Source organism: Paraburkholderia sp. GAS199 (genome assembly GCF_050436585.1).
Taxonomy (GTDB): domain Bacteria; phylum Pseudomonadota; class Gammaproteobacteria; order Burkholderiales; family Burkholderiaceae; genus Paraburkholderia.
In genome coordinates this window covers 439,560-452,509 of the sequence record NZ_JBNDMM010000001.1, presented here as the reverse complement: position 1 = coordinate 452,509, position 12,950 = coordinate 439,560, and the positions used below count along the sequence as shown (strand labels likewise).

Annotated in this window: 12 protein-coding genes; 5 read left to right on the top strand and 7 right to left on the bottom strand. The window is 55.4% G+C overall.

The genetic code is table 11. The features are described from left to right. Positions 1-380 precede the first annotated feature (380 nt). Entirely contained in the window at positions 381-968 is a 588-nt protein-coding gene (locus P3T18_RS01900; RefSeq protein ID WP_429298214.1) for a TetR/AcrR family transcriptional regulator, read from the bottom strand. A gap of 370 nt (positions 969-1,338) precedes the next feature. Further along, entirely contained in the window at positions 1,339-2,217 is an 879-nt protein-coding gene (locus P3T18_RS01895; RefSeq protein ID WP_429298213.1) for an aldo/keto reductase, read from the bottom strand. Positions 2,218-2,836: 619 nt separating this feature from the next. Here P3T18_RS01895 and P3T18_RS01890 point away from each other — a divergent pair. Then, on the top strand, positions 2,837-3,238 hold the full coding sequence (locus P3T18_RS01890) for an H-NS family nucleoid-associated regulatory protein (RefSeq protein WP_429298212.1): 402 nt from the start codon (positions 2,837-2,839) through the stop codon (positions 3,236-3,238). A 323-nt stretch (positions 3,239-3,561) separates the two neighbouring features. Further along, complete coding sequence (locus tag P3T18_RS01885; protein WP_429298211.1) at positions 3,562-4,068, top strand: DUF1993 domain-containing protein; 507 nt, start codon at positions 3,562-3,564, stop codon at positions 4,066-4,068. Between the two features lie 39 nt (positions 4,069-4,107). Here P3T18_RS01885 and P3T18_RS01880 read toward each other — a convergent pair whose 3' ends face one another. The 3 genes from P3T18_RS01880 to P3T18_RS01870 all read right to left on the bottom strand — a co-directional run bounded on the left by P3T18_RS01880 (position 4,108) and on the right by P3T18_RS01870 (position 6,940). Next, positions 4,108-4,632: a methylated-DNA--[protein]-cysteine S-methyltransferase gene (locus P3T18_RS01880; RefSeq protein WP_429298210.1), complete on the bottom strand. Its 525-nt coding sequence runs from the start codon at positions 4,630-4,632 to the stop codon at positions 4,108-4,110. 119 nt (positions 4,633-4,751) lie between these two features. Next, entirely contained in the window at positions 4,752-5,936 is a 1,185-nt protein-coding gene (locus P3T18_RS01875) for a thiolase family protein (protein WP_429298209.1), read from the bottom strand. Between the two features lie 149 nt (positions 5,937-6,085). Then, on the bottom strand, positions 6,086-6,940 hold the full coding sequence (locus P3T18_RS01870; protein WP_429298208.1) for an alpha/beta hydrolase: 855 nt from the start codon (positions 6,938-6,940) through the stop codon (positions 6,086-6,088). Between the two features lie 171 nt (positions 6,941-7,111). Between P3T18_RS01870 and P3T18_RS01865 the strand changes: the two genes are divergently transcribed. Next, positions 7,112-8,122 (top strand): LysR family transcriptional regulator, encoded by a 1,011-nt coding sequence (locus tag P3T18_RS01865; protein ID WP_429298207.1) that lies wholly within the window; start codon positions 7,112-7,114, stop codon positions 8,120-8,122. A gap of 20 nt (positions 8,123-8,142) precedes the next feature. Here P3T18_RS01865 and P3T18_RS01860 read toward each other — a convergent pair whose 3' ends face one another. Together P3T18_RS01860 and P3T18_RS01855 are read right to left on the bottom strand one after the other, a co-directional pair. Next, the gene (locus P3T18_RS01860; protein ID WP_429298206.1) at positions 8,143-10,497 is read right to left on the bottom strand and encodes a DNA polymerase II; all 2,355 of its coding nucleotides are present in this window, start codon (positions 10,495-10,497) and stop codon (positions 8,143-8,145) included. Between the two features lie 128 nt (positions 10,498-10,625). Further along, complete coding sequence (locus tag P3T18_RS01855) at positions 10,626-11,510, bottom strand: DNA-3-methyladenine glycosylase family protein (RefSeq protein ID WP_429299020.1); 885 nt, start codon at positions 11,508-11,510, stop codon at positions 10,626-10,628. Between the two features lie 496 nt (positions 11,511-12,006). On the opposite strand from P3T18_RS01855, the gene P3T18_RS01850 reads away from it, so the two are divergent. Together P3T18_RS01850 and P3T18_RS01845 are read left to right on the top strand one after the other, a co-directional pair. Beyond that, complete coding sequence (locus P3T18_RS01850; protein WP_429298205.1) at positions 12,007-12,393, top strand: H-NS histone family protein; 387 nt, start codon at positions 12,007-12,009, stop codon at positions 12,391-12,393. A gap of 174 nt (positions 12,394-12,567) precedes the next feature. Next, on the top strand, positions 12,568-12,897 hold the full coding sequence (locus tag P3T18_RS01845; protein ID WP_429298204.1) for a YciI family protein: 330 nt from the start codon (positions 12,568-12,570) through the stop codon (positions 12,895-12,897). Positions 12,898-12,950 lie beyond the last annotated feature (53 nt).

Sequence of the window (12,950 nt, the reverse complement as noted above, 5' to 3'; positions counted from 1 at the left end):
CGCTCTGTCGCTTTGGGGAGAGCGGAGTCGACGAACCGATTGACTGTGTGGCGACAGATTAAGGCCGGCAGACGGGGTAAAAGGTGGGGACTTTATAAGTAAAGGTCACGCTTGCAAGCGAAGCGAGTCATGATTTTGGATGCTGGCAAAGAATGACGGCGTAGAGGAAATCGGCGAACGGCGCTGTTGGCGTCGCGCGACAGCCGGGAGGCAACCCGTCCTTGCGCGGTGAAATTGCGCGCGAAAAGTGCAGTAGGAATCACGCCGAGGCGTTGTGCCTGCTACGGGCGCGCGCTATCCACTCCGTCGAATGGCTTTCCGGATTTTGTCCGGTTGCGCAGGAGACGGTGCGCGTGATCTCCGCAAATTGCGTGATTCGGCTATACAGTAGACGTTTGCGATTTCGTCGCAGGGAATAGTGCGACCAGTTCAGCTGCCACGGCAGTGAGAATTTGACGCGAAAGCTTCGGATCCGAAACGGCGCGTGACAAACCCATGGCTCCAACGTAAGCACTGTAAATCAGCATCGCCTTCGCACGAAGATTTCCTTCCGTTTCTTCGGGCATTTGACCTTCGATTGCGGCCAGACTCTTTTCCAGGCGTTCCGTATAGACTTCGCGTGCGTCGTCAGTGCTTCGAGCTGTGTCGTTAACCAGCAAGGACAACGGGCAGCCACTTTCGACGCCGTCGCGATGAGCTTCGGACAGATATGTCTGAATGCTTTTCTTCAGGGTCGGTTGAGCCAGAAACGCAGAATCTTCCATTTCTTCGCAAGCGGCCGCCAGAGCCTCGACCACGAGATCATCACGCGACGCAAAATGCTTGTAGAAGCCGCCGACCGTGAGTCCCGCTTCCTTCATGATGTCTGCGACGCTGATGCCGTCGAGTCCAAGCTCGCGAAAACGTCGTGACGCAACGTCGATAATCCGTTGATGGGTCTCGGCCTTGTCTGCCTGGGAATATCCCATAATCTGGCTCCTCGGGGAAATGTTGCAGTAGAGGCATATGATAATCCAGATTGCGGGCAGTTATGAGACGTTGCCGGCGACATGTGTAAGGATATATTAATGAGGGGGCGAGCGCCGCGGTGGCCGCGCAGGCATCTTGGTGCGACGCAGCAATTCCGACGGAAGGGAGGTTCGGCCATTCGATGCAAGAGATGCCAATCTCCGCCTGCGCTTCGGATAGAGATGCGAAGTCCAGGTGTGCTTTGTGATCCAATTTTAAATCGAACGCTCGACGGGCAAATTCTTTGCGCAGACGGTGCTGATTTATTTTTCTAAAGCCCGTCCTTTAGTCTGCGCGCGACACAAATCGCGCGCAGACGCCGCATCGGCTTTATGCGGATGCCAGATTGCGTCCCTGACGGTCGAGTTCGTTGAACTGGTCGTCAGTCAATTTCACGCTCGCGCCGTCTACGTTTTCGATAAGGTGCTCGACACTTCCGGTTCCGGGAATGGGGAGCATTACCTTGGAGCGCCTAAGCAGCCATGCGAGTGCGATGGCGCCGGTCGTCACACTATGTTCCTTCGCCATGTTGCTGACAATAGATCCGGGTTTGGCAAGTTCACCTGCTGCAAGCGGAAACCATGGGATGAAGCCGATGTTGTGTTGGTCGCAGTAATCGAGTACATCTTCGCTTTTTCTGTCGACGAGATTGTATTGATTTTGCACCGTCGCGACCTTGAAATACTTTTGTGCAGCTTGAATGTCGTCGACAGGGACTTCGCTAAGGCCGACATGCTTGATCAAACCTTCGCGCTGCATTGATGCGATGGCGTCGAATTGTTCATCGCGCGGCACTTTCGGATCGACGCGGTGCAATTGCCATAGATCGAACTGTTCGACGCCCAATCGTCTCAGGCTGGTCAGCACACATTGACGCAGATATTCCGGCCGGCCCAAAGGTGCCCAGATATCCGGGCCGTGCCGCGTAAGCCCTCCCTTGGTGGCCACCAATAGATTTTTGTATGGAAATAGCGCCTCTTTGATCAGGTTCTCGCTGTCGTACGGCCCATATGAATCGGCTGTGTCGATGAAGTTGATGTCGAGTTCGGTAAGACGTTTCAAAGTTGCAATCGCGGCGTCATGATCGGCAGGCGGCCCCCAGATGCCGGGCCCCGTGATGCGCATGGCGCCAAAGCCCAAACGGTTGACGACCAAATCGCCACCGATGGCGAAAGTGCCCGAAGCAGCGGCGGATACGGACTGTGGCATGATTTCTTCCTTTCAATGAAACGAAGTTTGCTCGTGAAAATGAGCAGATGACAAACTGATGCAGCAACGTCAATGTTCGACTCGATGCGGCATTTCAAGCGAATGCGCAGATGGCAACGACACTGGCGGGTGGAAAGACTGGTGAAGAGACTCAGTAACTCCGGGTACGGCGACGGGTCGGTCACGCCATGAGAAAGACAATCACATAGATTACGCCACATGGCATGAGCCTTCGCAATTGCACGAAAGTATTGTTTCGCTGCCCGACTTCTCCAGATTGTGTTCGTAATCGTGGAGATACGGCAACGACTGAAATCATGGTGTCGATCTCGCCGAATGTTTTCAGAGTAGATTGGCGAGCGGCTTACCCAATAGGCGCGTGGGTGAGACGTGCTGTTATCTGATCGGGCGTGCTCGCGCTTCTGTCTACAGCGCTGAAGTTCAGCCGTCCGCTCCCATGTTTGATGTTGAGCAACGACTACGGGTAATCACCAGTTCGCACGCGCCGAATGCTTCAATTTATTTATGTTTTGAGCTATAGTTTGCGTCAATCTATCGCGATTGTTATGAAAATCTCGCGAAGATGAAGTGCTAAACATACAATTTTTCGCTAAGAGGCATGATGGCTACGTTATCCCAGATCGAACAGCGAATTGTTCATTTACAGAAAAAAGCCGACGATCTGCGCCGAAAAAAAGCAGCGTCCGTTATTGCCAGTATCCGGAAGATGATGGCAGACCACGGTCTGACGCTTAAGGATATCGAGGATGCTCCTGAAGAGAACATGCCTCGCAAGCGAGGCCGCCCCGCTGGCTCCAGAAATGAAGCTAGTACTGCGGCGGTCAAATCCACGGGGCCTAAAGTACCGCCAAAGTATCGCGATCCCGTCACAGGAGCGACATGGAGCGGCAGGGCGCGGCCGCCGGCCTGGATTAAAAACGTCAAAGATCGCAGCAAGTTCCTCATTGAGCAGTCCGCGGTCGAGGAGTCTTCCGAGATTCAGAAGCGCAAGCGTGTGTGATGCCTGAGAAAAAAGAATAATTGGCACGAAACTCGTCAAGCGTTTGAGTGCTTGTAAAAGCCCAATATTGCGCCCCGTTTCATTGCCGAGTGCGACGAAATGGGGCTTTCAATCAAATTCATCTAACAACACGCTGTGAGCAATCTCACGACGCGGAGTGCTTCTCCGCAGCGCATGTTGCTCGACGCCTTCGCTCTCAGTAGTCGTAATTTACTGGACCGCAAGCGCACGCAGAATGAATCTATCGGCCCGTAGCGAGTAAGATCTCGCAATCAAGATGGCGCGTATAATTCTCTCGATCTACGTTGATCCAGGAGCGCCAGATGTACGCACAAGCGATTGCGCAATGCGCGCAAGCATTGAATCAAGTCACAAAGTATCTCGACAAAGCCGAGCGCTATGCCGATGAGAAAAAGTTCGATGTCGGCGTGCTGATGTCAAGCCGGCTCGCACCGGACATGACCCCTTTCATTTATCAGATTCAAAGCGCCTGTGACTACCTGAAGGCGGGCGCAGCGTGGCTCTCGGGTCAAAAGCCACCGCGGCACGAAGACAATGAGCGCTCGATCGAAGAGGTGCGTGCGCGCATACAAAAAACTATCGACTTCGTTGAAAGCGTGACCGTCGAGCAATATGCAGGCGCAGCGAATGAGCGAGTGAAAGTTTCCTGGATTCCGGGTAGGGTCATCCCCGGCGAACGCTATCTGCTACAGATCACCATTCCCAATGTCTACTTTCATGTCGGGATGGCGTATGCCATTCTGCGTAATAACGGAGTAGACGTCGGTAAGATGGACTTTCTTGGTGCGATCGATTCCATCGAAGCCTGAGAGTCCAATATTTGTGGCTCAATTGAAAGAACTGCCGCGTTAGCGGGGACCAGAATTTGGTCCCCACTGAGCATCCTCGAGAACAAGGAGAGTTTCCTTGGTGTCGAGGCCGCCAGCAAAGCCGGTCAGTTCGCCGGATGATCCGATAACGCGATGACAGGGCGCAATGATCGAAATCGGATTGCGCCCGTTTGCGGCGCCCACGGCACGAACGGCTTTCGGGTTTCCAATCTTTACAGCTATTTCTCCATATGTGCGTGTTTCTCCGTATGGAATCTCAAGCAAAGCGCTCCAGACCTTCTTCTGAAATTCAGTGCCTATAAACTGAAGAGGGACGTCGAATTTATTCCGCTCTCCCTTGAAATACTGACCCAGTTGGCGCTCGACTTCGAGCAGCGTGGCATCGTCACTGGCCTCTACCATCGAGCCGAGGCGCACGCGACCGGGCCGTTCCTTTTCCCACAGAATCGCGACCAAGGCCGAGGCGCTGGCAACCAGCGTCAGCTTACCAACAGGCGATGGGACAACCTTGTACGTAAATTTTGCATTCATCTGTTGAGTCACGAGTCGTTTCCTTTGTTTGATTGCCAAGAAGCGTGACAAAGGTCTCGGCGGACGCACCGCTCCGTCACGCTGCTTTTATGCGCTAGCCGAGCAACGCCCTCGACTCAGTCCGAGTTTCATCAGATAAACTCGAGCGCAAGCGCGATCCCTTGTCCGCCCCCGATGCACAGAGTGACGATGCCGCGTTTGAGTCCATCGCGGCGCATTGAATGGATAAGGCGCGTCGTCAGCACCGCGCCCGTTGCACCGATCGGGTGACCGTGCGCAATCGCGCCGCCCTCAACGTTCACCATATCGTGAGCAAGGCCCAGTTTTTTGCATACGGCGAGAGGTACGGCCGCAAACGCCTCGTTGATCTCGATACGGTCAATGTCGCTCAGTTTCCAACCGGCGCGTTCCAACGCGATTGGAACGGCGGGCACGGGGCCGAGCCCAAACAAGCCTGGCTCCACGCCCGCGATACCGAAAGAAACGAGTCGTGCCCAAGGTTCGATGTCGTGTGCTTCCGCATAGTCGCGCCCTGCAACAATCATCGCGGCAGCGCCACTGTTCAATCCTGGCGCATTACCTGCCGTGATCGTGCCATCTGGCCGGAATGCCGGGCGCAGTTTTGCCAACGTGTCGACAGTGGTATCCGGTCTGGGCTGTTCGTCGCGCGCAAACTTCACTGGACCCTTGCGTCCGGGGATTTCAATCTCGACAATCTCTGCGTCGAAACTACCGCGCTGCTGGGCAAGTGAAAACCGCTGTTGCGAGCGCGCTGCCCAATCGTCCTGCTCGGCGCGCGTCAACCCCGCAGTCGTTACAAGGTCTTCTGTGTGCCAGCCGGAATGCTTGTCGGAGAAGGCATCCACGAGGCCGTCGCGTAGCATGCTGTCGTGCATCTCAGCATTTCCCATACGCTTGCCCCAGCGACCGCTATCCAGAAGATACGGCGCGCGATCCATGTTCTCCATTCCGCCGGCTACGGCCACGTCTCCGAGCCCGAGCGCGATTTCCTGCGCTGCCGTTACGATAGCCTGCGCACCTGAGCCACAGACCCGATTAACGGTGAAAGCCGGAACCGACACAGGTGTGCCGCCTCCAATCGCGGCCTGCCGTGCAGGGTTCATCTTATTGCCGGCCTGAATCACGTTTCCCAGTACGACCGACGACAATTCGCCCGCATCGACGCCCGCTCGGCGCAGCGTTTCCCGCACGACAGCAGAGCCAAGCTGAACGGCAGGAATATCCTTCAAGGCTCCGCCAAATGCGCCGATTGGCGTTCTGACTGGACTGGCAATGATTACTTCTCGTGCATTCATCAATATCTCCTATATCCGGAGTGATTTGTACGCGCGGCAAGCGCAACATATGCGATCAATTGACTCTCATCACCGATCGACCTGCCTGACATGTCCGGCGCTGGTCAAAACAGCAGTGAACTCGTACCTTCGAGGAACAATCCTGCCTGCTAGCCTCTAGCGCGCTCATCGAATCGCCATTGGAAAAATCTCACTGCCTCCAGCAGAGCACCAGGATGTTCCGCCAATTCCGAGTGTGAAATGCTGGGATGGCGAACAACCGTGGTGTGAACGCCGGCGTTGATCAACATGCCGGCATATTTTTCCGCCTCGACGTGGAGGATGTCGTTTTGCGCTGTCAAGACCAGTGTTGGCGGTAACCCTGCAAGCCGGATCGATTCAAGCGGTGCCGCATAGGGATGCATCCGCTGTGCGACCTTTGGCAAATACGCTCGATAGCTGTTCGCACATTCACGCGCCGTTATGTCGGAGCCAAGTTGCCGTTCGTCGCCAACCCTCGTCAGGCTTGGATCCAGCATAGGGCCGAAAAGCGCCTGAGCCTGGATCGACATCCGGGATCTGTCGCGAGCGATAAAACTCAAACAATTGGCGAGCGAACCGCCGGCATCGTGACCCGCTACGGCCACTCTCCGTACGTCGCCACCGTAGTCGATTGCGTGTTGGCGCATCCATTCCGCGGCGCACCAGGCATCTTCCGGTGCGGCCGGAAAGGGGAATTGCGGCGCGAGTGAATAGCCCACGGAAATGACCAGAGCCGGTGTGTGCGTGGCGAGATGACGCGCTGCGAAGTCGGCGTCTTCAAGCGATCCTGACACAAAGCCTCCGCCGTGAAAGTAGAGCAGCACGGGCAGATGATCACTCGTGTTTCGGCGATACAGGCGCAAAGTGATTTCACGTGCGTATCCACTGATGCGAACGTCTCTCACGTTCAGCGAAGATCCAATGTGTTCGAGGCCCGGTCCAGCCTTGGCCGGAGTCGAAAGGCCCTGTGTTTGTTCGCGCATGGAGTGGAACTCGTCGGAGTTGCAACAACAATGTCAGTTTAAGGAAAGCAATGTTTATGGTAAGTGAGTATAATCCAGAAACACTGTTCTTTGCTTGGATGTGCAACCTGACGGAGTTTAGTCCTTTGCACCGCGGAGGGCAGGCTCGTTCTGATTTGTTGGAGGATCGCTGTGGACCGCGTACTAGCAATGCAAGTATTCACCCGGGTCGTTGACACGAACAGTTTCACCCGTGCCGCCGAGTCGCTGTCCATGCCGCGCGCGTCGATAAGCACGATCATCCGAAATCTGGAGGCTTTCCTTGGGACGCGCCTCATTCAGCGGACAACGCGGCGTCTGTCGCTGACGCCGGATGGCGCCGCCTACTACGAACGTTGCCAGCGGATCCTCGCTGAAATCGCGGAAGCGGAGGCCAGTTTTCAGCAGGCAAACCGGGAGCCGCACGGCCGACTGAGAATTGACATTCCACCATCGATCGGCCGACTGGTCGTCATACCCAGATTGCGCGAGTTCAGATCGCGATACCCAGAAATAGAGCTGAGGATTGGGCTATCGGACCGGCGGGTAGACCTGATCGAGGAGGGAATCGACTGCGCGCTGCGGGTCGGCGCTTTGGAGGATTCGTCAATGGTTGCGCGGCGTATCGGCCTGCTTGGCGGCGTGACAGTCGCATCTCCCGAATACATCAAGAAGGCGGGTTTGCCCATCACGCTGAAAGACCTCGAGCGACACACGGCGGTGAACTACTTTTCCGGCCGGGATGCGGGCGTAATTGATTGGTCTTTTCTCGCGAACGGCAAGGAAGTTGAGGTACGAATGAAAGGATCGATATCCGTGAACGATGCCGATGCCTACCTGACATGCGGCCTCGAGGGGTTCGGTTTGATCCAGTGCCCCAGATTCATGGTCCTGCCGTATCTTCGTACCGGCCAGCTCGTCGAAGTCATGCCCGAAATGAAGCCGGCGCCTCTGCCGGTCTCGGCGGTGTATTCACACAGCCGACACCTCTCGCCCAAGGTGAGAGTCTTTGTAGACTGGATGGCGGCGCTCTGGGCAAGTTGTCCTTTACTGGATGGTTCGAGCTCGGATGAAGAGGGCTGCGTTGTGAGCAGACGGGAAGCATCTATTCCCGCTTCTGTGATGGAGCGGCACAGGCCGGTCATGGCAGATTTGCTCGCGTGAGTTCCGCCCTTGAATTCAAATCAGAAGAGCTTGGCCTGTTCGTCGATCAGCGCACTAAAATTATCGCCGACCAAAGGCAGGATCGAGTCCGCAATGGGCTGAAGCTGGCGGGAGATGTAGTGTTCATAGTCGATTTGTGCACTCGTGGCCTCGACGGGCTCGGCTCCATTCCTGGTAATGAGGTACTCGATCCAGCCACCGTTTTGATATTTCGGCGGCCGGTTCCGCTTTGCATTCAGGTCATCGGCTAAACGGGCGGCCTTTACCTGGGGTGGAACATTGCGCGTGTAGGCATCTATGCCATGACGCAAACGCTTCCGGTAGACCATCAGTTCGTCGAATTTCCCGTCACGGGTATCGCGTACATAGGTGCGAATGAAGTCCTGGTATGGCTGACCCTTGAAAATCATCATATAAAGCGAGCGCTGGAACTCTTGCGCAAGCGGCGTCCAGTCGCTACGCGCCGTTTCCAGGCCGCGAAATACGATGGATTCACTTCCATCTTCCGCGCGGACGAGGCCGGCATATCGCTTTTTACTGCCTAGATCGGTGCCGCGTATCGTGGGCATGAAAAAACGCTCGTAATAAACGTCAAACTCGATTTCGAGAGCATTTTCAAGGCGAAGCTTTTCGGCGAGATGTCGATCCCACCATTCGTTGATCCGGTCGACGAGTTGGCGCGCGATGACCATCGCGTCTGCGTGTGTGTGCTTGCGCCGCAACCAGACGAAAATTGAGTCCGTGTCGCCGTAAATGACTTCGTATCCTTCCTGTTCAACCAGATTTCTGGTTTCCTGAATGATCTGGTGTCCGCGCAGCGTGATCGACGAGACCAGTTTGAGATTGAAGAATTTGCAATCGGGAGACCCGAGCACGCCGCTAAAGGAGTTCATGAGCAGTTTTAGCGCTTGTGAAAGCGGCTCGTTGTTATCGCGCTTCGCCGCGTCTCTGCGCTCCCAGATCTCGCTAACGATACTGGGCAAGCTGCTTTTCTTCCGGGAAAAGAAAACGCCATTCATGCCGGGCACGACGGCGTTATTGTCGACCTCGATGTCAGCTTCTATCATGCCAACCGGATCGACGAGAAAAGTTCGAATGATCGACGCGTAGAGACTTTTATAGTCGAGGACGAGTACCGAATCGTAAAGCCCCGGGCGTGAGTCCATCACAAAGCCGCCAGGATACGACGTTTCTGGAACTTCGCCGGTGTTAGGCGCCACGTAGCCGTCTCGATGCATCCGCGGAAGATATTGATGGTTGAATGCCGCAATCGAGCCGCCGAAGTGATCCGCCTGCAGCCCTGTGACATTCGCGCGCTCGACCAGAAATTCAACGAGTCGGGTCTTGGCGAAGATGCGGGTGACCAGTTCGCAGTCTTTCAGGTTATAACGCGCCAAGGCGGCCTTATCTTCGCGAAAGCGTCGTTCGATCTCATCCATCCGGTCGTCTGGATTGTCGATCGCCTTGCCTTCACCAAGAAGTGCCTGCGAGACATTTTGCAGGCTGAATGTGGGAAATGTCCACAGAGCCGCCTTGAGTGCGTCGATGCCGTCCACGACTACCCGTCCAGCAGTGGGGGCGAAATAAAAGCCTTGCTTGGCTGGATGTTTGCGCCACTCGATTGATTTTCCGCCCCGCCCGAGGGAGAGTGGAATCTGATACTTATCAGCCTGTGTTTGCAGGATACGCAGATCGAACTGGACGAGACTCCAGCCCACGACGACATCCGGATCGAACTTCTCGAACCACTCGTTGAGCAGTTCAAGCATTTGCCGCGGACTTTCGCAGTAGTCCAGCTTGAAATCTACGGCTGGTTCGCCAGGCACGGGTTTCCCCAGCATAAAGACCTGACGTTCACCGCATCCTTCCAGCGCGATGGAATACAAGTCTCCATGGATGCTGGTTTCGATATCGAGGGACACCATCGACAAGGCAGGGCGGTAAGTGAGATCCGGCTTCAATCGGCAGTCAGTTATCGTGATGCCGTCAGTGGTACCGCCTTCGATCTCGACAGATGCAGAGATGAAGCGCTCCATGAGATACCGTTCTGGCGGTCGAATGTCCGCTTCAAACAACGGGATATTTCTTTCCCTCAAACTTCTTTCGAGCGCTGTGAGTTGACGGTACTGCGTGCAATACACGCCAAGGACAGGTCGTTGCTGGAAATCTTTGAGAGCGAGTTCCCGGATGCTTGCGCCAGGCAACCTCGCGATCAGCGGTTCGATCTGGCGGCGATATTCGGCAGGCGCAAAAGCTACCGACGCGTGGCCCGTGAGTCGCACGCGCCTGGTGCCGTTCTCAGTTGCGATCCAGAACTCGATCTCCGTGCCTTGAGCGGTGTCATGCCAGTTTCGAGTGAGAATAAAGCCCTTCATTGACCGATCGCTACTCAAGGGTGACTGTTGAAATACGAGCCGTGGCCTGCAACAAATGCTTGGCGCGATGGCTCAAGGTATCAGGAAAGCCCGTGGATGGCATTGGAGCCATGCGTTTATCGCCGCATTCATCCGCCGCGTGTCTGACCGGATTCCGTTGCCGCACTGTTCCACAGATGGATGGCCGCATAGGCGCGCCAAGGGCGCCACGATTCGGTGCGGGCGATCTGCTGCCGCGCTCGAACTAGCAAAGGGTCGCGCGTCGCTATGGCTTGCATCAAAACCAGATCGGAAGCCGGCCATGCATCGGCATCCCGCAACGCCCTCATGGCAACGTATTCCACGGTCCACGGGCCGATTCCCGGCATCGCTAACAAAGCGTTTCTGATGGCTTTGGCGTTTGCGGTGGGTTCGTTCAGCGCAAGATCGCCGCGCGCTACGGCGGCCGCGACGGCTTGCACCGTTGCGATCCGCTTTCCCGGCATGCCAATCTGCGTCAGGTCGGCCGCGGCAAGATCGGCGGGCGTTGGGAAGCGCCAGGCAGTGGCTTCATGTTGATGTCCGTCGATTCGTTTACCAGCTCGCTGAACGATGCGACTGACCACCGTCGATGCCGCTTTCACGCTAACTTGCTGGCCTACTATTGTGCGAATCAGCAGTTCGAACGCCGACCACGCTCCCGGCACACGTAGACCCGGTGACGATACGATCAAGGGCGCAAGCCATGGATCCGCCGAGAAACACCGATGCATTTCCTTGGGATCCATTTCCAGGTCGAACATGCGATTCATCGGGGCGATCAATTCCTCCGCATGCCGCGAAACCGGACCGTTCAACGTCGCGACCAACCATTTCGAACTGGAATGCAAGCGGACTTCCATCGTTCCGCTGTGGCCCGACCATTCAATAACGCGACAGTAAGATTCCGCATCTACCGACTCGACTCCCGCCGACGAGCGGCTATCGAAAAATTGAAGCATTTTTGACCAGTTCAGCGGGCCGCGGAATGGCAGATCTACGCACGATGCGTTCGGACGCTTGCGTTGAGTTCATGCAAATTTCTGGACGTGACGATTTGAGGAGGTCGAAAGGAGTGTCAATGGTTGACGAACCCGGTGCAGCTTCGTTCACTGAGAGACGGCCATAACCGCTCGGGACGCAGCGAATGTCTTATGGATTTACAGAGGTGAGTTCAACGTACTGCGCGAAGAGGTGCTACACGTACCACGATGACTATTTCCGCCGATCTTCTCGAAAAGCAGGTTGATAACGAAGTAAATTATGGATAATAATCGAAATCGTCATGGAATGCATTGGAACAGAAGGGCGATCGTCGAATCCCCCGTTTTTTGCTGGCGAGAGCGCGTAAAGCAGGAGTGCAGCCAGGCCGGGTTGTTCGAACTGTTGGTTACGTTCAGCGCAATTTCTGGCTTTTTTGCTCGATTGTTTTAGAAGTGACGCGCAGATAACGAGCCGGCCAACCTGAACCCGTTTGAATAGCCGAATATTATGGCCACGGTATCGCAGATCGAGAAGCAGATCGCCAATCTTCAGAAGAAGGCCGACGATCTGCGTCGAAAAAAAGCTGCGTCCGTGATTCTGAAGATCAAAAAAATGATGGCGGAGCACGGGCTCTCACTCACTGACCTCGAAGAAGAAACAGGAGCGTTGCGAAAAAAGGCGCGCCACGCCAATTTAGAAAGCGGGTCAAGGCCCGCCAAGGCAACTGCCGGAAAGTCAAAACTGCCACCAAAGTACCGCGACCCTGTGTCGGGCGCAACGTGGAGCGGCCATGCCCGACCGCCTGCGTGGATCAAAGACGCCAAAGACCGCAGCAAATTTCTGATCGAGCCGGCCAGCCAGTCTGCAGACACTGTTAAGCCACCGCGAGATTGACTCTGCTGCGACGTGTTCAGTAAGGCCGAGCCTTCCATGAACACGCGACATTTCCATGCATAGAAGTTATAGATTCGCGCCCAAGTATATATTGGACGCTTCGTTATCAGACGCCCTAATGTTCTCTCGTCACGCAGAGCGTAGTTGATATGTCGATCGCCTTGGAGAGCTGACATGTTTTATATCGTCATCAGCTGCTACGTCAAATCACCAGAACTCGATGTCTATATGGCCGAGCACATGAACTTTCTTGAGAAGCACCATCGAGACGGTATCTTCCTGCTATCCGGATACAAATCAACCTGTGACGGCAACGTCACCATTGCCCGATCGGCAACACGTGCAGACCTGATCGAGATTCTTGAGTTGGATCCGCTGCGCAAACTCGGCTTGATCGACTATCAGATCATAGGGTTCGCCCTAAACATGCGAGCTTTGATGCTGACCGAAGAATTGTTCCTGTGCAAAGGCGCGGTGTCACACCTGGCGATGGACCTGATGTGAATGCGCGCAGTGCGAATAGCGCGTTAAGCCGCACCTATCAGCGTAGGTGCGGC

Bases quoted from the DNA above. Each gene is read 5' to 3' on its own strand.
- P3T18_RS01900 (WP_429298214.1), bottom strand. From the start codon at position 968: ATGGGATATTCCCAGGCAGACAAGGCCGAGACCCATCAACGGATTATC.
- P3T18_RS01870 (WP_429298208.1), bottom strand. From the start codon at position 6,940: ATGCGCGAACAAACACAGGGCCTTTCGACTCCGGCCAAGGCTGGACCG.
- P3T18_RS01860 (WP_429298206.1), bottom strand. From the start codon at position 10,497: ATGAAGGGCTTTATTCTCACTCGAAACTGGCATGACACCGCTCAAGGC.
- P3T18_RS01890 (WP_429298212.1), top strand. From the start codon at position 2,837: ATGATGGCTACGTTATCCCAGATCGAACAGCGAATTGTTCATTTACAG.
- P3T18_RS01875 (WP_429298209.1), bottom strand. From the start codon at position 5,936: ATGAATGCACGAGAAGTAATCATTGCCAGTCCAGTCAGAACGCCAATC.
- P3T18_RS01845 (WP_429298204.1), top strand. From the start codon at position 12,568: ATGTTTTATATCGTCATCAGCTGCTACGTCAAATCACCAGAACTCGAT.
- P3T18_RS01895 (WP_429298213.1), bottom strand. From the start codon at position 2,217: ATGCCACAGTCCGTATCCGCCGCTGCTTCGGGCACTTTCGCCATCGGT.
- P3T18_RS01885 (WP_429298211.1), top strand. From the start codon at position 3,562: ATGTACGCACAAGCGATTGCGCAATGCGCGCAAGCATTGAATCAAGTC.
- P3T18_RS01850 (WP_429298205.1), top strand. From the start codon at position 12,007: ATGGCCACGGTATCGCAGATCGAGAAGCAGATCGCCAATCTTCAGAAG.